The following is a 23,556-nucleotide window of genomic DNA, read 5'->3' on the forward strand; positions in this document are numbered from 1 at the left end:
ACGGAACGCTGGGCTAGTCTTCCTGCAACTTCCCGAAGCGCTCCGCCAGATAATCCACCAAGGCCCTGACCGACGACAGCAGGCCGCGCCGCGACGGGAACACCGCATGTATCAGCTCGCGGCGCGGGGCCCAGTCAGGCAGCAGCCGGACCAGCTGTCCCGCCTGCAGCTGTTCGCGCACCATCATGGTGGGCAGTTGCACGACGCCCACGCCGGCCACCGCCGCGTTGCGCAAGGCGATCATGTCGGTGGTGATCATCCTGGGGGCAAGCGAGACGGTGGCCTGCTGGCCGTCCTGCTTGTACAGCTCCAGGCGATAGGCCTGGTTGGGCGAGCCCAGCGCCAGGCTGGGCCAGGCGCCCAGGTCGTCCGGGGTTGCGGGCTGGCCGCATTGGGCCGTCAGGCCCGGGCTGGCGACCAGGCTCTGGCCGCGGTCCGACAGCACGCGCATGACCAGTTCGCTGTCTTCCAGCGGAGGCGGGCGCACGCGGATCGCCACGTCCACGGCTTCACCCAGCACGTCGACCCGGCGGTTGGTGGCCTCCAACTGTATGACCACGCGCGGGTACTTGATCATGAAGTCGGCGAGCATGCCGCCCACATGGGTATGCAGCAGGGCGATCGGGCAGGTCAGCTTGACCACGCCGCGCGGCTCGACCTGGGCCGCGTCGATCACTTCCTGCGCGGCTTCCGCTTCGGCCAGCATGGCCTTGCAGCGCTCGTAGTAGGTCTGGCCTATGTCCGTGACCATGAAATGCCGGGTCGAGCGCTGGATGAGGCGCACGCCGAGGCGCTCTTCCAGCAGGGCCAGCCTGCGGCTGAGGCGGGACTTGGGCATGCCCAGCGCACGTCCCGCGGGGGCAAAGCCCTGGTGCTCGACGGTCTGCACGAAATAGAAAAGGTCGTTGAGATCCTGCATGGGCATCCCTTTGGTTCAAAAAATAGAACGCTGAAAGCAAAAAATCGGTCTTCCGACAATTTTGTTCTATTTTTAATATTTGTGCAGCCATAAGGCTTCTGATTCGGCCACAAGCCGTCGACCTTTCAAATTAGGAGTACACCATGTCCGCACCCGCCAACTTCAACGGCCAACGTCCTGTTATCGACGCCGACGACGCCGTCATGCTGCTGATCGATCATCAGAGCGGCCTGTTCCAGACCGTGGGCGACATGCCCATGCCGGAGCTGCGTGCCCGCGCTGGCGCCTTGGCGTCGATGGCCACGCTGGCCAAGATGCCCGTCATCACCACGGCTTCCGTGCCGCAAGGCCCGAATGGTCCGCTGATTCCCGAGATCCACGCCAACGCCCCGCATGCGCAATACATTGCGCGCAAGGGCGAGATCAACGCCTGGGACAACCCCGAATTCGTTGCCGCCGTGAAGGCCACCGGCCGCAAGACGCTCATCATCGCCGGCACCATCACCAGCGTGTGCATGGCGTTCCCGGCCATCAGCGCCGTCGCCGACGGCTACAAGGTGTTCGCGGTGATCGACGCCTCTGGCACGTACACCAAGATGGCCCAGGAAATCACGCTGGCGCGCGTGGTGCAGGCCGGCGTGGTGCCGATGGACACTGCCGCCGTGGCCTCGGAACTGCAGAAGACCTGGAACCGTGAAGACGCCATGCAGTGGGCCGAGGTCTACACCAAGGTGTTCCCGGCCTACCAGCTGTTGATCGAAAGCTACTCCAAGGCGCAGGAAGTGGTGAAGAACAACGAAGTCCTGGATTCGCAGCGCTGATCCGCTTCGATATAAGCGGAGGCCCGGGCCTCGCGGCCCGGATCAAGCCGCCACGCCATGCCGCTCGGCGATGCGCAGCAGCAAGGCTTCCAGTTCCTGGAGAATGGGCCGGTGGTCGTCCACCCGCCTGACCAGGGCAGAAGGCATGGCGGGCAGGTCGATCTCGACGAATGCGATCTCGGGCGTCGCGTAATAACTGGCGGCGCGCTTGGTCAGCATCAGCAGGCCTTCGCGCGTGTTCACGGCCGCGATGCCCTCGCGGATCGTGCGCACCACCGGGCCGTCGCCGATGGGCTTGCCCTTGGGCGTGTGGCGCGGAAAGTGGTAGTCCTGCCATTCCTGGTTGACCGATCCCGGCACCATGCGCACCAGCCGTTCCTCGGCCAGCAGCTCAGGGTCCAGCAGGGTCGCCGCGGCAAACGGGTGATCAAGCGGGACGCACAGCATGCGCTGGTCCCGCAACACGATGGGCCCATGGCACAGGCCGTCCGCGCCCAGCGGCAAACGGCAGAACGCAATGTCGACCGAGCCGTCGGCCACCGCCGCGTAGTGGGTGACGTAGGTCAGTTCCACGAACTCCAGCTCCACGTTGGGATGCGCGGCCTTGAATTCCGAGACCAGCGGGCGGTATAGCTCGTAGAAACCGCCGCCCAGGAAGCCGATGCGCAGATGGCGCGGCTTGCCCGCGGCCTGGCGCTTGCAGTCGTCCAGCGCGGCTTTCAGCATGACCACGGCCGGTCCCGCGCCCAGCTTCAGGGTTTCGCCCAACGGCGTAAGCGCGACGCGGCGGCTGCTGCGCTCGAACAAGGGGGCGCCCAGCGTCTTTTCCAACGCCTTGACCGCTTCCGATACGGATGACTGGCTCATGTGCAGCGCTTCCGCCGCGCGGCCGAAATGCAGCTTGTCCGCAACGGCCAGAAAACAATCGAATTGGCGTAGATCCATGGCTCCGGGGCACCTTCTGTGCGCGTAGTAGTCATTCTTATATCGATCGGAATTAACGATTGATGGCTTGAATAATAGCGCTTGTTCGCGCCAGGCCCGATGGGCAGAATTCGACCTGTTCACACAAGCTTAGCTCATTGATGAGCGATAAGGAGACAGGCATGAGTTCATCTATGCCAGAACGATCAGGCCCAAAAGGATCGGCAGAACCGATTGAATTCCTGGTCGAAGGGGATCTGGTGCGGGGTACCTTCTACCGGCCCGAGCAGGCCAGCGGCCCGGTCGGCGCGGTCGCGCTCGCGCACGGCTGGTCCATGGTCGCCGGCGGCGACCTGGAAGAGTACGCGGCCGCTGTGGTGGCCCGGGGCCTGGCCGCGCTGACCTTCGACTTCCGCAATCTCGGCCGCAGCGAGGGCATGCCGCGCCAGGAGATCGATCCGCAGCGGCAGATCCAGGATTTCCGTTCGGCAATTTCCTATCTGCGCCAACGTCCGGAAGTCGACCGCGAGCGCATCGGCATCTGGGGCAGCAGCTACAGCGGCGGCCACGCGCTGACGGTGGCCGCCATCGACCGCCGCGTCAAGTGCGTGGTCAGCCAGGTTCCGACCACCAGCGGTTTCTCCGCGGCCCAACGGCGCGTGCGCTACGACAAGGCGCAGGCGCTGCAGGCCGCGTTCGAAGCCGACCGCGAGGCACGCGACGCGGGCCAGCCGCCTGCGATGCTGCGCATGGTCGATGCCGATCCCGACGCGCCGGTCGCCTATCCGGGCCCGGACTCCTACAACTACATGACGGGCGAAGCGCGCCGCTGCCCAAGCTGGGTCAATGAGGTCACGTTGCGGTCGCTGGAACTGGCCCGCGCCTATGAGCCCGGCATGTACGTGCGCCGCATCGCGCCTACGCCGCTCCTGATGATCGTCGCCACCGGCGACGGCCTGACGCCTGCCGATCTGCAGCAGGACGCTTTCAACGCGGCGCATCAGCCCAAGGAGTTGCTGCTGGTGCCCGGCGGCCATTACTCGGTCTACACGGAACATTTCGAACGCACCAGCAACGCCGCGGCCAATTGGTTCGCGCGGCATCTCGGCCAAGACCAGCACGGATAAAAAAATGACGACGACAATAATGATGGAGACACAGGACCGCCAACGCCGCCACGCTTCGCTGCGCGCGGCGGCCGTGGGCAATGCCCTGGAATGGTTCGACTGGACCTTGTACGGCACGTTCTCGGCCTATCTGGCCATGAACCTGTTCGACCCGTCCGACCGCGGTTCGGCGCTGCTGGCCACGCTGGCCGTGTTCGCGGGCGGATTCCTGGCGCGGCCGATCGGCGGCTGGCTGTTCGGCCGCATCGGCGACCGCTACGGCCGCAAGTTCACGCTGGTCCTGACCATGTGCCTGCTGGCCCTGACCAGCCTGGCGATCGCGCTGCTGCCCACCTATGAGCAGGCCGGCGTGCTGGCTTCGGTATTGCTTTTCATCTGCCGCCTGATGCAGGGGCTGGCGCATGGCGGCGAGTCTGGCGTGGCCTATACCTATGTTGCCGAAATCGCGCCGCCGGCCAAACGCGGGCTGTGGTCGAGTTCAGTGTTCGTCAGCGTGACCATCGGCGTCATGGCCGCGACCGCGCTGGCGGCGTTGCTGACGTCCTGGCTGGGCAAGCCCGCGATGGAAGCCTGGGGCTGGCGCGTGGGTTTTGGCGTGGGGGCGCTGCTGGGCGTCTACGCGCTGTTCCTGCGCCGCAGCGCAAGCGAAAGCGAGGTCTTCGAACACAGCGCGGAGCAGGGCGGTACGCAGAAGGTGTCGGCGCGGCAGGCCTTGAAGATCGCCCGCAACATCGTGATGATCGCCGCGGCGTCCAACGCCACGTATTACACCTGGGTCACCTTCGCGCCGGCCACGGCCATCGCGACCAAGGGCATGGATCCGGCGGGCGCCTACACGGCCAGCCTGATCGCGCAGTTGGTGTGCCTGTTGTGGCTGCCGGTCTGCGGCTGGCTGGCGGACCGCTACGGCCGCAAGCCGATGGTGATGGCCTTCGGCCTGGGCGTGGCGCTGGCGGTGTTCCCGGTATCGCACATCGTGACCGACCAGCCCTGGACGCTGTTCGTGGGGCAGCTGATAGGCCTCCTGGTTTGGGCGCTGCTGGCGGCGATCTTCCCCGCCGTGGTGGCCGAACAGGTGCCGACCGGCGCGCGCGCCATGGGCGTGGGCTTCATCTCTTCGCTGTCGGTCGCGATCTTTGGCGGCACCGCGCCCTACATCAATGCCTGGCTGGGCGCCCAAGGGCTGGATTGGGTCTACACGGCCTACGTGGGGGCGCTGGGGCTGATGGCGTTTGCCGGCGCCTTCCTCATCAAGGAGACGGCGGGCATGGACCTGAACGACATCCGCCTGCCGGGCGAGGAAGCCGGCAACACCGCAGTCAACAAGGCCGCCAAGCGCGCGGCATTCAACTGAACTCCAATTTTTTCATCATCACATGAGCAAAATGAACTATCCGGATCTGGCAGGGAAAATCGCGGTTGTCACGGGGGCCGGGGGCGGTATTGGACGCGCCATGGCGGCGGCGTTCCGCCAGCAGGGCGCGACCGTGGTCGCCACCGACCTGGACCTTGAGGCGCTGTCCGGCGTGGACGCGGATTGCCGCCAACTGGACGTCACGCAAGCGCAGGCGGTACGCGCACTGGCCGACGCGGTGGCTGCCCAGTACGGCGCGCTGGACGTGTGGGTCAACAACGCCGGCTTCATGGCCCGCATGCCCGCCCTGGACCTGGACGAAGCCGCATGGCAACGCACCATGGACATCAACCTGAAAGGCACGTTCTTCGGCGCGCAGGCGGCTGCGCGCCACATGATCGCGCAAGGCAGCGGCGCCATCATCAACCTGTCCAGCTATGCCGGCGTCAAGCCGCGCCCGAACTGCGCCGACTATGCGGCTGCTAAGGCCGGCGTGGCCCATCTGACCCAATGCCTGGCGCTGGAGTGGAGCCCCAAGGGGCTGCGCGTCAACGCCATTGCGCCCGGCTTCATCGAAACGCCGATGAGCAGCTGGATGCACGCCGACGCCGCCACCTTTGCCGAATACGTGGAACGCCTGCCGGCGCGCCGCGTGGGCCAGCCGTCCGAGATCGCCGACGCGGCGCTGTATCTGGCTTCGCAGGCATCCGGCTATGTCACTGGTCACGTGCTGATGGTCGACGGCGGAGTGTCCAAGACATGAGCGACGACAAGGACGTGGCATCGTGGTGGAACGGCAAGGCGGCCGTCGTGACGGGCGCGGCCAGAGGGCAGGGCGCGGCCGAGGCGCTGCGCCTGTTGCAGGCCGGCGCAACCGTCTACGCGCTGGACGTCTTGCCCGAAAGCGATGCGACCTGGGCGGAATTGCGCGCGGCGGCGGGCGAGGATGCCGAACGGCTGCGCATCCGGGTCGCGGACGTGGCCCGCGAATCCGATTGGCTGGCGTTGGCCGACGAGATTTCGGCTGCGGGCGTGCCGCTCTACGGCCTGGTCAACAACGCCGGCGTGACCCTGCGCAAAACCGTGACCGAGACCACGCACGCGGAATGGCGGCGCCTGCTGGACATCAATCTGGACGGGCCATTCCTCGCCATCCGCAACCTGGCCGCACTGATGCCGCAGGGCGCGGCCATCGTCAATACGTCGTCGACGGCGGGGCTTACCGGCTACTTCAGCGCAGCCTACACCGCCAGCAAGTGGGCCCTGCGCGGCCTGACGCGGGCGGCATCGCTGGAACTGGCGGGGCGGGGCATACGCGTCAACACCGTATGCCCCGGCCTGGTGGAAACTCCGATGATCATGCAGCCCAATGCCGTGCATGACGCCGGCCGGGCGCGCCTGTTCTATGAAGGCAACCGCGACGCCACGCCGCTGTCGCGCGGCGCGGATGCCGACGAGATCGCGGCGGCGGTAATGTTCCTGTTGGGGCCCGAGGCTTCGTTCATCACCGGCGCGGACCTGCCGGTCGACGGCGGCATGACGGGAGGAGGCGTGTACTGGCGGATCGGCAAGTCCACCGGCAATCTGTAGCCGCAGTCCCGGGCCGCGGCCCGGGACTGGCCATTGCGCAAGGGCAGAGGCTTAGTGCTTGTCGCCGTAGATATTGCCGGCAATGCCGCCGGCGGCGGCGCCGATGGCGGCCCCAGTCCAGCCGCTGCCGCCCGCGATGGCGGCAATGCCCGCCCCGGCCGCGGCGCCGATGGCCGCGCCCGACAGGGTGCCTTGCTGCTTGGAACTCATGTTGGTGCAGGCTACCAGCGACCCCATCATGAGGCCTATGGCGATCGATCGGATGACTTTCATGGTTGACTCCTAGCGGGCGCGCTTGGCGGGAGCGGCCGGCGTGGCCGGCGCCGCGGGCGCGACGATTTCGAACCAGAGCGTTTCGACCACGGGGCGGTCCATCCGGGTCGGATTGGCCGCGTACCAGCTATCCAGCCGTTCGCGCACCGAATCGAGCGTATGGCTCTGCAAACCCTTGGCGAAACGCGGGATCAGCGTCTGGTTGTCCGCCGGCGCGCGGCGCTGCTGATAGGCCTGCTCCACCTGGATGAGGTTCGCCATGCCCAGCAGGTAGGCCTTCTTCAGATTCGCGTCGGACTCCGACCATTGCTTGCCGGTGATGATGGGCGCCGGGTCGGTAGGCGCCGCTACCACCGGCGCGGCGACCAGCAGTGACAGCGCAAGGGCTGCCGGGCCTAACAGGTGTTTCACTTTCATCATATCGCTCCTTGGTGGAACAAAAGACAGAAAAACAACCAGAACGCCATGCGCGCAGTTCGCTTGCAATGGCCAAGCGCCAGGCGACCAGATCAATTTAGGCTTGAAAGCATGCTTGTGCAAGAGGCGTGCCGCTCTGCCATCGGGCTTCAACACGGACCTGGCGCAGACGTTACCGATTCTGGCAAGCCTGTTCAAATGAAACAGCGTTCGCCGCCTTTGGAATTTCGCTGTACATATTGCTAGCTGTCGCGTCGGGCGGCATGGCCCCTCGATGCCGGCAGGCACATAGAAGACAAATAAACCCGAGGAGGAGTCAATGCGTACGTTCAATCGCAGGGCCGCGGCATTCCTGGCGAGCGGGCTGATTGCAGTGCTGGCAGGCTGCGCGTCGCCCGGAGGCAAGAAAGAAACCGTCGATATGAAGGGGCTGTCCCAGCCCGTGGAGATCGTGCGCGACCGCCACGGGGTGTCCCACATCTACGCGCAGAACCAGGATGACCTGTTCTTCGCCCAAGGCTTCAACGCGGCGCGCGACCGCCTCTGGCAACTGGACCTCTGGCGCCGCCAGGGCGAGGGCAAGATGGCCGAACAATTCGGCCCGCGCTTTGTCGAGCAGGACCGCGCGGCGCGCCTGTTCCTGTACCGCGGCGACATGCAGGCCGAATTCGCCAGCTACCACCCGCAGGGCAAGGCGATCCTCACGTCCTTCGCGGCGGGCATCAATGCCTACATCGATTGGGTCAAGGCGAATCCCGATCAGATGCCGCCGGAATTCAAGCTGACCGGCACCGAGCCCGGCTACTGGAGCCCCGAGACCTCGCTCATCCGCATCTATGGCCTGACCCGCAATCTCAACGAAGAGGTGCGGATGGCGCAACGCGTCGCGGCGCTGGGCCTGAACGCCGTGCAGGGACTCAGCACCTTCGAGCCGCCCTTGGCGCTGCAGGTGCCTGCCGGACTGGACGTGCGCGACGTCGACAGCAAGGTCCTGGGCGACTACAACCTGGCGCGCAACGGCCAGAAATTCGTCGCCGCCGACTTCCCGCGCAGCCCGCTCGCGGCCGCCGAGCGCGAAAAACTTGCGCAGGAATTGTCCGCGAATCTGCTGGCGTCGCTGGATCCGGCGTTCGACCCCATGGCGACCCGCTACGAGAGCAACAACTGGACCATAGCCGGCCAGCATACGGCCAGCGGCAAGCCCATCCTCGCGGGCGATCCGCACCGGTCCATCACCATGCCGTCGCTGCGCTACATGGTGCACCTGAACGCGCCGGGCTGGAACGTGATCGGCGCGGGCGAGCCGGCGCTGCCCGGCGTGTCCATGGGCCACAACGACCGCATCGCTTTCGGGCTGACGATCTTCGCCTTTGGCGACGAGGAAGACCTGTACGTCTACGACACCAATCCAGCCAGGCCGGACGAATACCGCTACAACGGCCGCTGGGAAAAGATGCGCCAGGTGGATGAGTCGATCCCCGTGCGCGGGCAGGCGGCGGCAACGCGCCAGCTGAAGTTCACCCGCCACGGCCCGGTGATCTACGTGGATCCGGTCAAGCGCAAGGCCTATGCCTTGCGCGCGGCCTATCTGGAATTTCCCGGAACCGCGGCCTATCTGGCCAGCCTGCGGCTGAACCAGGCGCAGAACTGGAACGAGTTCGTCGCCGGCATGGAAAAGCACTACACGCCCAGCGAGAACATGGTGTATGCCGACGTGGACGGCAACATCGGCTGGTTCGGCGGCAGCATCGCGCCGATACGCCCGCGCGCGGACTGGTCCGGCATGCTCCCCGTGCCCGGCAATGGCGAGTTCGAATGGCGCGGCGTCCTGCCGGGCAGCGCGCTGCCCCGCGCCTACAACCCTCCTGAGGGCTATGTCGCCACCGCCAACGAATACAACCTGCCGGCCGACTACCGCTACAAGGACATGTCCGCCCGCACCTGGGCCGAACCCTACCGCGTGCAGCGCATACGCGAGGTGCTGGCCGACAGCAAGGGGCAGACGGTCCAGAGTTCGCAGGCGCTGCAGTACGACAACCTGTCCATTCCGGCGCGCACGCTGACGGGCTACGCGAAGTCGCTGAATTCGGCCGATCCCGCGACGACACAGGCCTTGAGCATGCTGAAGGACTGGGACGCCCGGGTGGGAACGGAATCGCGCGCGGCCACGGTGTACGAGTTCTGGCTGCCCGAGGTCGTCAAGCGCGTGACTGAACTCTACGTGCCTGCCAACGGCCGGGCCGCCTTCGGCAATCTGTCCACCGCCAAAACGCTGGAGAAGCTGGCCACGCCGGACAGCGCTTTCGGTGCGCAGCCGCAGCAGGGCCGTGACGCGCTGCTGCTGCAGGCGCTGAACGACGGCTTGCAGAAGCTGCGCGCCAAGTTGGGACCGGATTCCTCGCAATGGCAGTGGGGCAAGCTGCATCACATCCAGTTCGAGCACAGCCTGGCCAGCCTGTTGCCCGAGGCCACCGCCAATGCCTACGGCACGCCGCGCTATCCGGTCAGCGGCGACAACGACACCGTGCACCGCGCCACCTTCCGCGCCAGCGACTTCCGCCAGACCAGCGGCGCGTCATACCGCCAGGTGATCGACGTGGCCGACTGGGACAACTCGCGCATGCAGAACGTGCCGGGACAATCCGCCGACCCGCGCAGCCCGTATTACCAGAACCTGCTCAAGGACTGGGCAACGGGCGAGTATTTCCCCATGGCGTTCAGCCGCGCCAAGGTGGATAGCGAGAAGGCGGGTACCTTGAATCTGCGTCCGGTACAGCGCTGATTCAGGCCAGCCTGCCGGCGGAGCGCCGTTCGATCAGCGTGGCCTCGCTGATCGAACGGCGCAATAACGCAGGGCAGGAGAGAGTTATGCAACTTAAACTCTCCGCGTGCGGCCGCGCATGGGCGCGGCGGGCGTGCCTTTCAAGACCGAATTGACAAGGGTGCTTACCGACGGTTGCGGGTGCGGCGGGGCTTGCGCAGTTAAGGTTTTGGGGTCGCACGGCATTCCCGATCCAGGAGACTGAGGCCCCCATGCATTCCACGCAATCCTACAAGACCGTTATCCCGCGCCAGTCCGCGAGCCGCTCGCCGTTGGGCTGGCTGCAGGAGCGTACGCAGTTCGTCCGGGCGCTGCTGTCCAATCCCGCGGCCATAGGCGCTGTGGCGCCGTCCGGCCCGGCACTGGCAGCGGCCATCACCGCCTGCATACCGCCCGGCGCGGGCAAAGTCCTGGAGCTGGGCTGCGGCACAGGTGTTTTTACCCGCGAAATGCTGCGCCGGGGCGTGGATCCGGCCAACCTGGTGCTGGTCGAACAGGACATGGCCATGAGCAGCAGCTTGCAGGCGCAGTTTCCGGAGGCAGCGGTGCTACGGGTGCCGGCGCAGGAACTCTGCCGCAAGCGCCATCCCGAGATGGATGGCATCGGCGCCGCCATCTGCGGCCTGCCGTTGCGCAACATGAGCCATGCGCATCACCAGCAACTGCTGGCCGCCGTGTTCGACGCGCTGCCGGCAGAGGGCTCGATGGCGCTATTCACCTATGGCGTGCGTTGTCCGATATCCGCCAGTGTGCTGGAGGCTTGCGGCTTGCAGGCCAGCAAGGTCGGGTTCGTGCCGCTGAACCTGCCGCCAGCGTCGGTGTACAGCCTGGCCCGGCGGGCCTAGGCCGCGCTGGCTGGCATGGGCTCGTCCTATCCAAATGGGCTAGGGCAGGGTATTGCAAATAACTAATTGACACGAAAAGATCGCTCAACCAACATCGCAGTCATAACTATTGGCGGCCTGGGACACGTGCGTGCGGGGTAGACAGCCACGTCGTAACAGGCCGGCAGGGTTCTGGAACACCAACGATTCCAGACCCCAACGAGGAGACTGCAATGCGTTCATCCCTGATCGAGAGCGCGGCGCGGCGGCGCCTGTTGGCTGGCGGCGCCAGCGCGCTGGCCGCAGCGGGCCTGGGACGCGCGGCCTTGGCCGCGGAACAGAAAGCCGCGCCAGCCGCGGCTGCGCCACCGACCCCGGCATCCGCCGCCAAGCCGCTGCCAGCCTACGCGGCCTGGAAGCAGCCCGATGCGATGATCGTGCACAGCGCCAACACCATAGAAACCCGGCGCGAGGCATTCGGCAGCGGGGTGGTCACGCCGCTGCGTCAACTCTACGTGCGCAACAACCTGCCGCCGCCCGACGAGTCCATCGTGGCCGACCGCGACGCATGGGTCCTTGAAATTGCCGGCGTGGCAAAACCCATGTCGCTGAGCGTGGGGCAGCTGAAGAGCATGGGCCTGCAGACGCTGGCGATGGTCTTGCAGTGCTCGGGCAATGGCCGCGGCTATTTCCCCAACAAACCCAGCGGCACGCCTTGGCAGGTCGGCGCGGCCGGATGCGTGATCTGGAGCGGCTTGCCGGTCAGCGTCCTGGTCGAGCATTGCGGCGGACTGGAGGCGGCCGCCGTGTACATGACCGGCACCGGCGGCGAAAAACTGCCTGACGGCCTGGATCCGAACATGGTCATGGTCGAGCGTTCGGTGCCCAAGGAAGCGATGCGGGATGCGCTCCTGGCTTGGGAGCTCAACGGCGAACCGATCCCGCTGGCTCATGGCGGCCCCTTGCGCCTGATCGTGCCGGGCTACACAGGCGTGAACAGCGTCAAATACATCAAGCGGCTGGCCTTCACTGAAAAGGAAAGCCCGGCCGCGATCCAGCAGACCGGCTATCGCCTCGCGCCACCTGGGCAGAAAGGGAATCCGAGCCAGCCCTCTGTCTGGGCCATGGGCGTGAAGTCGTGGATCAATACGCCCAATCCGGCTGCGTCCACCCTGAAGGCCGGGCGCGTGGTGGTGCAGGGCGTGGCGTTTGGCGGCACCAACGGCATCAAGCAGGTCGAGGTTTCGATAGACGGCGGCAAGAACTGGCAGAAGGCGGAGCTGGTCGGCCCGGACCTCGGGCGCTATGCCTGGCGCCAGTTCGCGTTGCCGGTGGAATTGGCGGCGGGCGAACACGTGCTGGTCAGCCGGGCCACGGATACCGAGGGCCGCGTGCAGGAAGAAGAGCGTCCGCAGAATTCCGGCGGCTACATCAATAGCAGTTGGCGCGATCACGCCGTGACGGTGGTGGCCAAGGCATGAGGGAAGCTGCGCTGGCGTTACCCAGGAAGCGCGCATTAGGCGCCGGATTGCTGATCGCCAGCCTCCATGCCGGCGTGTCGGCAGCCGAACCCGACATGGAGGCTGGCCGCGCCTTGTTCGTTGGCGCAACGCCAGCCTGCGCGATCTGCCATACCCTGAACGACGCGCAATCCAGCGGCGCCATCGGTCCCAAGCTCGACGAAATCAAGCCCGATGCGGCGCGCGTGGCGACGGCCATCCGCAATGGCATCGGCCAGATGCCGGCTTATACGAGCCTGTCGGATCAGGAAATCGAGGTATTGGCGGCATATGTGGCCAAGGCGACTGGGGGGCAGCCCTGAGCGGACTCCAGTTGCGGTGACGTTCCTCCGGAAAAAACCGGGCTGCGTCATACTCAATTTGGAGGATGTTGTGGTGGTGTTTGAACGAATCCACGCGTGGTAAAAATTCGAGAGCAACGCTCCCACGATCCATGCTCCCAGTAGCTTTCCGCGCTCTCTGAAGCGCAACGGTGCTGAAGTCTGGCTGCCGGGTATGCCGTCTCTTCAGGTGCCTGCCATGCGACAACTCGTATCCTGGTCACTGCTCGTTGCGCCTGCCACGATGGCGGCAGTGTTGTCCTTTTCCGTGGGCGCACAGTCGATGCCACCCCCCCAGGCCGAGGCCTCGAATTGGTGCGAAGAAGCCAGGAAAGCGCTGACAGATGCCAATGGCAACGCGGTCGAGTGCGCCGCGGTTGCGAAGCGCTGCATCAAAATGAATAACTACTGGTGCCAGAAACATGGGGCCAGCTCTTGGCGGGGAACGACCGACGCGCAGGGCAACGACGGCAACCGCGACGTGGACGGGCATGCGATCTTCGATTCGCCGGCCTGGTCGGCCCGCGCGATTGCGATGGACCTTCGGTCCAAGTACCGGCGGGGCCTGGTGTCTGCCGTGGATATTGCCGCAGCGCATTCGCCATGGTGCGACACGCTGGGGTCAAGAGCTGTCGTCAACGGGCATGGCAGGACCTGCAAGGATGGACGGGCAAAGCCGGCTGCGACCTTCGCGGGCCCGTGGTGCGAAGCGCCAAAGAAAGCGGCGCCCGGGACGGCCGATTGCGCTGCGGGCTGCAATTGCCCGCCTGAAATCGCGAGCGTGTTGGTGCGCGACTTGAACCTCGATATCAATGCGGACTTGAAATTGTTCGATGCCGCCGGTATGCCTCTGCCCAATCTGACAATTGTGCTTCGGAATCTGGCATTGCAGGAGCAGGGCGTCCGAGTGCGTACCAGTGTCATCGAACAAGGCATCGGTCAACTCGGAAAATGAAAAAGGCGTATCAGTGATTCAGTTGTCTCGGCGGTGTCGCGACCATCGAGTTCGACAGAGGAGGGCGCGTGTCATACCCGACATCTCGTTGCATCGTCCGAACGGCCGTCAGATTGGCGTTGGTGAGCTTCGCGGGTGGTATATCCGGATGCGCCTGGACACCGCCAAATGCCTATCCGGTTCTGGACGTCTGGAGCGATCCCAGCAAGACGAACACAGGAGAAAAAACCAATGCGCAAAAGGCATTCGACCTGTCGTCCGAAACCACCGTTGACGACGTCGTTGCGAAGCTGCAAGTGCAGACCGAATACTACCGCTACCGTTCGGAAAGGGCGCGAACTGGGGGGCTTGAGCTGCGTACGGGCGCGATTGGCGGCGCTGTGACGGGAGCCGTAGGCGCGATTATCGGCAATGTTGCTACGACCGCAGTGGGAGCGGGCATCGCGACGGGCTCCGCATTGTTAATGGCGCAGTATTCCCTGACGGCGCAGGATGCCATTTTTTCGGCGGCAGCGGCTCAATTGACTTGTGTCGTGGCTGCGGCAAGTCCGGTTCTGGGTTCCAGCCGACTGGTCCCAGAGCTGAAAAATGCCAGTAATCGCATCTTGGGCAATGTCCAGTCGAGCTTGTCGGCGTTGCAGCCCAAATGGCCCAGCGCAAGTGATCTGGCGCAGGCCTTCGATAGTGCCCGCATTGTGCTTATGACATCGCCGGGTGCGCGTGATGAAGGCGCTGTGGACACGTTGGTAAGGGCCAACCTTGTTTCGTGCATCGAAACCGGCCGCCTGGCATCGGAAGCCATTGTGCAGAAGTAAGGTTCAGTTGCGCCGCGGTCTTAATACGCATTCTTGGTAGTTCGGGATTGGTGTTGCGTTCGACTCCACTCTGGAGAGCATCGGGGTCTCCAAATCTGCGTTGCGGTCCCCGCTGTGCTTGTTGTGTTGCGCATGAGATGGCGGCTAACGCAACACTGATTGATTGCAAACTCACAGCTCACCTCGTAGGTGTTGCGTCGAAATGAGCAGCGAGTTCAAGCTCGGGCCATGAATGGCCAAATGACCTTCGCTGGGAAGCCGGCCAGTACCGCGTCACAGCAATGCTGCGGCGCTGTTCACAGGGAGCAGGTCAATGCCATGCTGGAGCAGGCGCGGGCTTGCGGCGCGGACGCGGACCCTTGCGGCGTGTTGCACGACGCGCCGGCTTCGTTGCAGTAGGCGCCCGCCCAACGACAAAGACCCGCCCGAGCCGGCGGGCATGGGGGCGAACACCGGGCTTGGGCCGGTATTCGTCTGGATATAATAGGAACAATTCCCATTCCCAGTATATCCCCATGCCCGCTACCCCTAGCGCCAGTCCCGACGCCGGCATCGCGACGCTGTACCGCGACCATCATTCCTGGCTGCACGGCTGGCTGCGGCTGAAGCTGGGCGATGCGCATCGCGCGGCGGATCTGGCGCAGGACACGTTTGTGCGCCTGCTGTCGGCAAACTCCCCCTCTGACACCGTGCTGCGCGAGCCGCGGGCCTACCTGCGCACCATCGCGAACCGCTTGCTGGTGGACCATTGGCGGCGGTTGGAGATCGAGCGCAGTTATCTGGCGGTGTTGCAGACTTATCCGCAGAGCCATTGGCCCTCGGAAGAGTCGCGGCTGTTGATTCTGGAGTCGCTGGAGCAGGTGGCGCAGATGCTGGGCCGGTTGAAGCCGGAGGTGCGCGAGGTGTTTCTGTTGGCGCAGATGGAGGGGCATACGTGCCCGCAGATTGCGCGGCAGGTGGGGAGGTCGGTGGCGACGGTGGAGCGTTATCTGGCGCAGGCGTTGCAGCACTGCTATCGGCTGGTCTATGGGGTTTGATCGGGCGGGCGTGTCGCCAGGGGCGCCAGGCGCGCGTCCGGAGGACGGCGCGGAGGGCGCGGTGGATCGGGCGATGTTGGACGAAGCGATCCGCTGGCGCATCAAGCTGCAATACAACACGGCGGACGCGTCGGCGTGGCAGGCGTTCGATGCCTGGCTGCGGGCGCAGCCCGCGCATGCGTTGGTGTGGGAGCGTTTGCAGGCGCTGGGCGCGCGTTTGCAGCGGCCAGCGGCGGAGATGCCGGCCGAGGCGGCCGCGCGGATTCTGCGGCAGACAGAGGTGGCGCAGGTGCGACGTTCGCGCCGCAAGGCGCTGATGTCGCTGGGCGCGTTGGCGGCGGGTGGTTGGGTGGCGTGGCGGGTGGGGGATGTGCCGGTGGTTCGGCAGGCGTTGGCCGACGTGTCTACGTCGCGGGGCGAGCGGCGCCGCGTCACGCTGCCGGATGGCGGGACGCTGGTGCTGAATACGGAGACGGCGGTCGATATCGACTATGGCGGGCCGGTGCGGCGCATTCGTTTGCTGGCGGGCGAGGTGTATGTGATCTCGGGGCATGATCCGCTGTCGCGGCCGCTGTTCGTGGAGACGCGCGACGGGCGGGCGCAGGCGCTAGGCACGCGGTATCGGGTGCGGCAGTGGGACGACGGCAGCGAGGTGGCGGTGGATGAAGGCGCGGTGGCGTTGCTGCCGCGCGATGGCGCGGGCGAGGCGGCGGGCGCGACGCTGCGGGCCGGGGAGTCTGCGCGGATGACGCCGCAAGGTGTGCGGGCGCTGGTGCCGGTGGAGGGCCGCATGTTGGATGGCGGGGCCTGGGTCGAGGGGGCCTTGTCGGTGCGCGATATGCCGCTGGACGCCTTCTTGCAGGAGCTGTCGCGCTATCACGGGGCGATCGAGTGTGACCCGGCGGTGGCGCGGTTGCCGGTGTCGGGGGTGTTCCAGTTGGACGATACGCGCAAGGTGCTGGCGCTGCTGCGTCAGATTCTGCCGGTGGAGCCGCAGGCGGGACGCTTGTGGTGGGGCGGGCGGGTGACGCGGGTTCGGGCACGCGCACGGGCGCCGGAACGGGCGCGGGGCTGAACAAACAAAAAAATCTGAGGGGATGGGCGAATTCGTTCGTCATACCGGTTGTAGCAGTGCGCACTGCCCAGCACCGACCGACCCTCATTGGAGTATCCCTTTCGTGAAGACCCATCGTCTCCGGGCCGCGACGCCGTCGTCCGGCGCGCGGGCTTGCTTGCGCGCTTGCCCCCATCCCTTCTTTACCGTGCTGCTGCCGTTGGCGGCGGCCTTGGCCGCCTTGTCGGCGCCGTCGCTCTCCTACGCCCAGGCCGCGCCGGCCACGGCGGCGCAGTCCGAATTGGCCCGCGTGTACGCGATTGCGCCGGGGCCGTTGAATGACGCGCTGGCCGCGTTTGCGCGGCAGGCGGGGATTTCGTTGGGGTATTCCTCGTCGCAGTTGACCGGGGCGCACAGCGCGGGCCTGAGTGGCCAGTATGGCGTGGCGGATGGCTTGCGCGCGCTGTTGACGGGCACGGGGTATCGCGCGGTGAATGTGGACGGCGGTATCCGTGTGGAAGCCGAGGCGCCGTCCGCCACCAGCACGCTGGCGCCGGTGCTGGTGACGGGCGCCTATCATGCGCAGACCGAGGGCACGCAATCTTACGGGTCCAGCATGGCGACCATCGGCAAGACCGAGCAGGCGCTGAAGGACATTCCGCAGTCGGTCACGGTGGTGACGCGCAAGCGGTTGGATGACCAGAACCTGTCGACCATCAGCGAGGTCTTGGAGAACACCACGGGCGTGACAATCAGCGAGGTGGCCGACGGCGGGCGCAATTTCTATTCTCGCGGGTTCAAGATCACAAATATCCAATACGACGGCGTGCCGCTGTCGCGCAGTTTCTATGCGGTGGGCAATAGCTTCACCGGTAGCACGGCGTATCTGGACCGGGTGGAGGTGTTCCGCGGCGCGCAGGGCCTGTTCGAAGGCGCGGGGCAGCCGGGCGGCTCGGTGAACCTGGTGCGCAAGCGCCCTACCGCCGAGACGCAGGTGTTGATGGAGGCGCGCGCGGGCTCGTGGGACCACGTGGGAGGTATGCTGGATGCGGGCGGGGCCTTGAACGCGGATGGCAGCCTGCGGGCGCGGGCGGTGCTGGATCTGGATTCCAAGGGTTCGTTCATCGACGTGGTGAAGGAGCGCAACACCAATCTGTACTTCGCGCTGGATTACGACCTGTCGCCCAGCACGACGGTGGGCGCGGGCGTGCTGGTGTCGCGCCTGCGGTCCACGCCGTTCTTCGGCGGCTTGCCGCGATATAGCGACGGCAGTTCGCTGGGGCTGAAGCGGTCTACCTTTCTGGGCGCGGACTGGAACCAGTGGGACCGGGATGAGACGCAGGTGTTTGCAGACCTGACACATCGCTTCAACAGCGATTGGCGCGTGAACGTGGCGGCCACCTACGTGAAGGAGACGAGCCTGACCTCGGCGCTGGACGCGACGGGCGCGGTGGACCCGGTGACCTTGATGGGGCCGATGCGCAATGCGTGGAATTACGACAAGTCGGCGGAGCACATTGGTTTTGATGCGAATGTGAACGGCCGCTTCACGGTGCTGGGCATGGCGCAGGACCTGACGGTGGGTGTGAGCATGTCGCGGCTGACGTCGAAGGACCGCATCGAGTACGCGTCCAACTATCTGCCGCTGGATGTGTTCCACCCTAATCCGCATGTGCCCAAGCCAGAAAGCTTTCCGGACTCTCAGCGCACGTCGCGCTATGAACCGCATGTGCAGAAAGGCGTCTATGCGCAGCTGCGCAGCAGCCTGACGGAAGACCTGACGCTGGTGTCGGGCGGGCGCTTCAGCTGGTTTGAAAGCCGCTATACCACGCAGGCCGCCACGTGGGACGATGTCAGTACCGCCAAGGCCAGCGCGGAGTTCACGCCCATGGTGGGGCTGGTCTACGCGCTGACGCCGCAGTGGTCGGCCTACGCCAGCTATGCGGATATCTTCGAGCCGCAAACGGCCACTACGCTGGACGGCAGCATTTTGAAGCCCATCGTCGGCGCGAACTACGAAGTGGGCGTGAAGGGCGAGCTGATGGACGGCAAGCTGAACACGTCGTTCGCTCTGTACCGCATCGACCAGAAAAACCGCGCTGTGCAGGACTACGAGGCCGGGCCGGTGTGCAACGGCGGGTATTGTTCGCGCGCGGCGGGCAAGGTGCGCAGCCAGGGCTTCGAGACGGAGATGAGCGGCGAGCTGATGCGGGGCCTGCAAGTGGCGGCGGGCTATACATTCAACAGCAATAAATACCTGAGCGATCCGGACCGCGAGGGCCAGACTTTCAGCGAGGAAACGCCGCGGCACCTGTTGCGTCTGTGGAGCGAATACCGCTTGCCCGGCCAGTTGAACCGCCTGAGCGTGGGCGCGGGCGTGAATTGGCAGAGCGCGCTGACCAACAGCATCTCGAAGGTGCGCCGGCCGTCGTACAGCGTGTGGAACGCGCGGGTCGCGTATGACGTGACGTCGAATTGGACGGCTGCGTTGAACGTGAACAATCTGTTCGACAAGGTGTATTACGAGTATCCGGGCTATGTCGAGAACCGCAACAACTACGGCGCGCCGCGCAACATGATGCTGACGTTGCGCGGGCGGTTCTGATGCTTGCGCGGGCGGGGGGGGCGACGCGATATCATGCCCTAGCCTTTCCCCGCCGGGGTATTGCCTGGCCCGGCCTCTTGCAATGCCCCGTTCCTTCCCGCCTCGGACACAGGAACCCAGAACGACGCCGCTTTTCCCCACGCTTGCCTGCGTTGGCCTGCTTGCCCTTACGCCCCGGCGCTGGCAATGGCTCAGCCCGCCGAGCCGAATTTCGCCGCGCGCACTGCGGCGTTGATGGAGCGCCATCGCGTGAATGTGGATGAATTGCTGGGCAATGCGCGGCAGGAGGGAATGGCGCTGCTGGTGATTCCAACCCTGAACCTGGATGCGGGGCCCCAGTGCGATTTCAATGACGACGCGACGCGCGACCGTTTGTGCGTCAGTGCAGCACGTTCGTGTACCGGAACCACAAGACGGAACAGGGCTACGCGATCAGCGCCGGCGCGGGAGACCACAAGTTGGACCCGACGGACCCCGGGCCGCAGTTCCAGACCGTGCGCGGCAAGCTGCGGTATCAGGTGATTCCGGTGTGGTCGGGCGAATACCGGCTCAACCGCATCACCTATCATCAGCCCCGTACCGAACTGCCCGAAACGGTGCCGCCCCAGAGCGCCATGGAGAGGCTGAAGAAGATCGGCCTCGCGACGCTGGATTACGCGGTGGATCGCGAGTTCAAGATGACCACGCCAAGACCGCCATCCGGGAACGAGGACGAAGACGGCCTGGGCAAGGGCTGCGAGGTGATGTTGCGGGTCGGCGGTGGTTGCGACGAAGCGGCGCGCGAGGTGCGCTGGCGGATCAACGGCCGAAATTGTAGTCTGGCACCGAGGGCATGCCGATGATCTACGCCCCATAAGCCAAGGGTTGGACGGGAAGGACGGCCATGGTCACCGCCAGCATCAACGGTGCGTTCCAGGCGGCAATGTTCATCGTCAGCAAAGCATGCGCCGGATAGCCGATCACGGCGGACATCAGGTAATGCAGCGTGCCATCAGCAGCGCAATGTCGGCTGCGATGGACTTTGATACCTACTTGCTGGGTCGTCGATGAGCGACCGCGACAGCGACGGTGCCGTCTGGCAGCCGATACTTCCCATCGCGCAACCATGTCACAGGCTCGCCCGATGGTAATGAACAGATGTATTGCGGCTCTGGTGGGGCCGCATCGCTGCGTTTGATGACCAGGCGACGTTGTACGAGGCAGGTCGATCGATCTGGCAGCTTGACGATGACGTCCGCTAATCGAGTGTTTGAGGCCATAGAGTCTCCCTCCAAGATCGGCGCGCCTGCGTCGGGATTTGAATTGCCTGCAGACGCGTTCGCCCGTGGCGTGTTCATCTTTAGCACCGGCATTTGGAGGAGGAGCATCCGTCGTACAGGGTATGGCTCCGGCGATGAATCGGGCGCACGCGCGCGCAGGCCGCAGGGAGAGAGATAAGGAAAAAAGCGCCCAGGGAGGGGGCAGTGCCGGCATCCTCCCAACGCGGACGGTCGGGCGGATAGCGTGAAATATATTGAGATTAATTTGCAATAGTGTGTCAATTGTTCCGGTTGGCGCGCCTATCGCTTGCGCGCTTGCCGCGAAGCCGCCAGTCGCCAGGACCTCGTCGGGCGGACGCCCGAAAACACCGTCTTCCTAGGGTTTGCCCCGCGCGCAAGCCAGGCTTTGGCGTGGAAACATCGCGGCGGCGCTGCGCGAGGCTTGCGGATCTCCACCAGACGCTACATCGTGTAGCGCAGCGTCAGGATAGCGCTGCGCGGCGCGCCATAGAGGTTGTAGAAAATGTCGTAGCCCGGCGTGCGCAGGTACTCCCGGTCGAAAAGATTGTTGATCGAAAGCGCGGCGTCCCATTGCTTGTTGATCTGGTAGCCCAGGCGCGCGGAGACAACCGCGTAGCCGCCCTGGCGCATGGATGAGGTGTAGACATCGCTTTGCGCCTGCAAGCCCATGCCGACGCGCCAGCCGTTCAGCGCGCCGTTGAAATCGCGGGGTTGGAACCGGTATTGCGTCCAGAGTTTGAAAAGGTGCTTGGGCAGAACATCGGCAGCGAAGCGCTGGCCCACGTTGTCGGCGTCGGCGTCACGCAGGAATTTTGCGTTGGTGAAGGTATAGCCGGCGGCTATGTCCCAGCCCGGCAAGGGGCTGCCGCTGAGTTCCGCTTCCCAACCCTGGCTTTGCACCAGGCCGGCCGCGCGCGAGCACGAACCGGTGGGCGTGCCGCCGCAACCGATGTGGTCCGGGTCGGTAATGGCGCGGTTCTGGTCGCGAATCCGGAACATCGCCAGCGACGCATTCAAGCGGCCATCGAAGAACTCGCCCTTGACGCCGGCTTCGGTTTGCCAACCCTTGCGCGGCTTGAGCGTTTGCCCCGTGTAGTCCTGCTCGCTTTGGGGCACGAAGATGTCCGTATAACTGGCGTAGACCGAGACCTGTTGATTCAGGTCCAGCACAATGCCGCCGAACGGCGTGAATTCGTCCTTCGTATTGGCCGCGCTGTATTCCCAGTCTCCGGTCTGTGGCGACACCGGGCGGCTTTTCTGGCGGTAATCCGTCCAGCGGCCCCCCAGGATCAGGCTCAGCGGGTCGGCCAGCTTGAATCGCCCCGAGGCGTAGATGCCAGATTGCGTGGTGATGGTGTTGTTGCGATTGATTACCGGCAGCGCGTATTCCTGATCGAAGTCGTGATCGGTCAGCGGCGCGACGTTCTCGATGTAGCTGAAGCGGCTTCCGGTCGTTTCGTCAGAGCGCGCGTAGTTGTAGCCCAGCGTGAGCGTGTGCTCCTGTCCAAACAGGGAGACGGGCCCCGACACGTGGACGTCGCCCTGATCCCACTTGAAGTCGTTCGCGATGCGTCCGACCGACATGCCGGCGGCCAGGCCGGTGTCGATATCGATACGGCTGCCGGTAAACGCCGAATAGCCGCGATAGCGCGTGTCGCGATGCAGGTAGGCCGCCTTGAATTCCCAGCCATTGCTCCATCGATGTGTCAGGTCGGTCCCGACGTCATAGGTCGACATGTCCGACATTTTCGACGGGCCGACATACGCGTCGCGATCTGGCACGCTGCCATCCGAGTAAAGGGGCAGGCCGTTGAAGTTGCGGAAGCGGCGATCGTTATAGGTAGCGGTCACGCCGATCGTTGTGCGCGGCGCGAGGTCGTATTCCAGCACACCGTAAAAGGTGCGCGGTTCCGAACGTCCCCAGTCATAGAATTTGTTTTCGTCCTTGTAGGCGCCGACGAGGCGGCCGCGCAGCGTGCCCGATTCATTGAGCGGACCCCCGCCGTCGGCCTCCAGACGGTACTGGTCCCAGGAGCCGCCGGAGACGGAGGCGGAAAAATGGCTCTCGGCGCGCGGACGCTTGCGCACGTAGTTGATGGCTCCGCCAGGTTCTCCCGTCCCGGTCAGCAGGCCGGTGGGGCCTCGCAGGATCTCGATGCGGTCGTAGATGGCGAGATCCATGTTGGTGCTGGCTGCCTGCTGAGGCAGACCGTCGTATTGCGCGCTGGTGCCGAACCCGCGCGCATTGAATTTCTCGGTGTCTTCATAGTCGGAGGCCGTCAGGCCCGTTACATAGCCCATGGCGTCGGCGATCGTGGTCAGGCCCTGGTCGTCCATTTGCTGCCGGGTCATCACCGACACCGACTGAGGTATTTCACGCAGGGTCTGGGCGCCCTTGGTGATCGTGACCGCGCGCGCGGCATAGGAGCCCGTTTCTTCGGTGGTGGCGTTGCGCCACGCGTCGCCGTCCACGCGCACGGATTCCAGCGTAACGGCGCTGGCGCGCGGTTCGGGCTCGATGACGTAGCCGGCGGGGGTCTGCCTGGCGCTGTAGCCGGTGCCGCGCAGCAGGATGTCGAAGCCGCCGGCAACGGTGTGGCTGCCCTGCAGCCCCTGGGTCGTCAGGCCTTGCAGATTGCGCGTGTCGACCACGATGTCCGCGCCGGACAACTGCGCATAACGGTTCAGCGCCGGGGCCAGCGGACCGGCCGGGATGTCGTATTGGGTGACGGCCATGCCTGTTGCGGCCTGGGCCCGCGCAGCATGCGGATGCAGGGCGGCGAGCGCCAGGGCGACGGCCAGCGGCAGGTGGCGGAGCAGGTAGGGCTGGCGGGAAGAAGCGGGGTACGCGGTGATGCGAGGCAGGGCCATATCGGGAATTCCTGTTCGTGATGTCTTTT

Annotated in this window: 21 protein-coding genes; 15 read left to right on the forward strand and 6 right to left on the reverse strand. The window is 65.3% G+C overall.

What is annotated here, in order from left to right; genetic code table 11:
• Positions 1–13: 13 nt before the first annotated feature.
• Positions 14–919: a LysR family transcriptional regulator gene (locus HV766_RS07970; RefSeq protein ID WP_054454875.1), complete on the reverse strand. Its 906-nt coding sequence runs from the start codon at positions 917–919 to the stop codon at positions 14–16.
• Positions 920–1,062: 143 nt separating this feature from the next.
• On the opposite strand from HV766_RS07970, the gene HV766_RS07975 reads away from it, so the two are divergent.
• Positions 1,063–1,740 carry a hydrolase gene (locus HV766_RS07975; protein ID WP_054454449.1) on the forward strand — a complete coding sequence of 226 codons (678 nt, stop codon included), beginning with the start codon at positions 1,063–1,065 and terminating at the stop codon, positions 1,738–1,740.
• Positions 1,741–1,782: 42 nt separating this feature from the next.
• Here HV766_RS07975 and HV766_RS07980 read toward each other — a convergent pair whose 3' ends face one another.
• Positions 1,783–2,685, reverse strand: a complete 903-nt coding sequence (locus HV766_RS07980; RefSeq protein WP_054454448.1) for a LysR family transcriptional regulator — start codon at positions 2,683–2,685, stop codon at positions 1,783–1,785.
• A 173-nt stretch (positions 2,686–2,858) separates the two neighbouring features.
• Between HV766_RS07980 and HV766_RS07985 the strand changes: the two genes are divergently transcribed.
• From HV766_RS07985 to HV766_RS08000, 4 genes are read left to right on the forward strand one after another with little or no spacing between them, the layout of a single operon-like run.
• On the forward strand, positions 2,859–3,791 hold the full coding sequence (locus HV766_RS07985; protein ID WP_415823412.1) for an alpha/beta hydrolase: 933 nt from the start codon (positions 2,859–2,861) through the stop codon (positions 3,789–3,791).
• 22 nt (positions 3,792–3,813) lie between these two features.
• A complete protein-coding gene (locus HV766_RS07990) occupies positions 3,814–5,145 on the forward strand; it encodes an MFS transporter (protein ID WP_175181070.1) in 1,332 nt (443 codons plus the stop codon).
• Between the two features lie 22 nt (positions 5,146–5,167).
• Complete coding sequence (locus HV766_RS07995; protein WP_225588726.1) at positions 5,168–5,908, forward strand: SDR family NAD(P)-dependent oxidoreductase; 741 nt, start codon at positions 5,168–5,170, stop codon at positions 5,906–5,908.
• Complete coding sequence (locus HV766_RS08000; RefSeq protein WP_225588727.1) at positions 5,905–6,735, forward strand: SDR family NAD(P)-dependent oxidoreductase; 831 nt, start codon at positions 5,905–5,907, stop codon at positions 6,733–6,735. The genes HV766_RS07995 and HV766_RS08000 overlap by 4 nt, the downstream gene beginning before the upstream one ends.
• 51 nt (positions 6,736–6,786) lie before the next feature.
• On the opposite strand, the gene HV766_RS08005 is transcribed toward HV766_RS08000, so the two are convergent.
• Complete coding sequence (locus HV766_RS08005) at positions 6,787–7,008, reverse strand: YMGG-like glycine zipper-containing protein (RefSeq protein ID WP_013393765.1); 222 nt, start codon at positions 7,006–7,008, stop codon at positions 6,787–6,789.
• A 9-nt stretch (positions 7,009–7,017) separates the two neighbouring features.
• A complete protein-coding gene (locus tag HV766_RS08010) occupies positions 7,018–7,425 on the reverse strand; it encodes a hypothetical protein (protein WP_082401051.1) in 408 nt (135 codons plus the stop codon).
• Between the two features lie 319 nt (positions 7,426–7,744).
• Here HV766_RS08010 and HV766_RS08015 point away from each other — a divergent pair, with 319 nt between their 5' ends.
• From HV766_RS08015 to HV766_RS30185, 10 genes are all read left to right on the forward strand, one after another.
• Entirely contained in the window at positions 7,745–10,207 is a 2,463-nt protein-coding gene (locus tag HV766_RS08015; RefSeq protein WP_175180932.1) for a penicillin acylase family protein, read from the forward strand.
• Between the two features lie 251 nt (positions 10,208–10,458).
• Positions 10,459–11,091, forward strand: coding sequence for a class I SAM-dependent methyltransferase (locus tag HV766_RS08020; RefSeq protein WP_119451470.1), 633 nt, complete (start codon positions 10,459–10,461; stop codon positions 11,089–11,091).
• Between the two features lie 212 nt (positions 11,092–11,303).
• The gene (gene sorT, locus HV766_RS08025; protein WP_175180933.1) at positions 11,304–12,551 is read left to right on the forward strand and encodes a SorT family sulfite dehydrogenase catalytic subunit; all 1,248 of its coding nucleotides are present in this window, start codon (positions 11,304–11,306) and stop codon (positions 12,549–12,551) included.
• A 47-nt stretch (positions 12,552–12,598) separates the two neighbouring features.
• Positions 12,599–12,892, forward strand: coding sequence for a SorU family sulfite dehydrogenase c-type cytochrome subunit (gene sorU, locus HV766_RS08030; protein ID WP_302476938.1), 294 nt, complete (start codon positions 12,599–12,601; stop codon positions 12,890–12,892).
• 217 nt (positions 12,893–13,109) lie between these two features.
• Positions 13,110–13,865 (forward strand): hypothetical protein, encoded by a 756-nt coding sequence (locus tag HV766_RS08035; RefSeq protein ID WP_175180934.1) that lies wholly within the window; start codon positions 13,110–13,112, stop codon positions 13,863–13,865.
• 68 nt (positions 13,866–13,933) lie between these two features.
• The gene (locus HV766_RS08040) at positions 13,934–14,680 is read left to right on the forward strand and encodes a hypothetical protein (RefSeq protein WP_156337378.1); all 747 of its coding nucleotides are present in this window, start codon (positions 13,934–13,936) and stop codon (positions 14,678–14,680) included.
• Between the two features lie 515 nt (positions 14,681–15,195).
• Positions 15,196–15,717, forward strand: coding sequence for a sigma-70 family RNA polymerase sigma factor (locus HV766_RS08045; protein ID WP_125471308.1), 522 nt, complete (start codon positions 15,196–15,198; stop codon positions 15,715–15,717).
• A 73-nt stretch (positions 15,718–15,790) separates the two neighbouring features.
• Positions 15,791–16,792, forward strand: a complete 1,002-nt coding sequence (locus tag HV766_RS08050) for a FecR domain-containing protein (RefSeq protein ID WP_254593292.1) — start codon at positions 15,791–15,793, stop codon at positions 16,790–16,792.
• Between the two features lie 103 nt (positions 16,793–16,895).
• Complete coding sequence (locus HV766_RS08055; RefSeq protein ID WP_254593293.1) at positions 16,896–19,376, forward strand: TonB-dependent siderophore receptor; 2,481 nt, start codon at positions 16,896–16,898, stop codon at positions 19,374–19,376.
• A 395-nt stretch (positions 19,377–19,771) separates the two neighbouring features.
• A complete protein-coding gene (locus tag HV766_RS30185) occupies positions 19,772–20,218 on the forward strand; it encodes a hypothetical protein (RefSeq protein ID WP_254593294.1) in 447 nt (148 codons plus the stop codon).
• A gap of 1 nt (position 20,219) precedes the next feature.
• Here the strand turns inward: HV766_RS30185 and HV766_RS30290 are convergent, their stop codons facing one another.
• Complete coding sequence (locus tag HV766_RS30290) at positions 20,220–20,348, reverse strand: hypothetical protein (protein ID WP_302476939.1); 129 nt, start codon at positions 20,346–20,348, stop codon at positions 20,220–20,222.
• Positions 20,349–21,097: 749 nt separating this feature from the next.
• Positions 21,098–23,527, reverse strand: coding sequence for a TonB-dependent siderophore receptor (locus HV766_RS08070; RefSeq protein WP_175180936.1), 2,430 nt, complete (start codon positions 23,525–23,527; stop codon positions 21,098–21,100).
• Positions 23,528–23,556 lie beyond the last annotated feature (29 nt).

This window comes from Achromobacter aegrifaciens (genome assembly GCF_902859735.1).
Taxonomy (GTDB): Bacteria; Pseudomonadota; Gammaproteobacteria; order Burkholderiales; family Burkholderiaceae_B; genus Achromobacter; species Achromobacter aegrifaciens.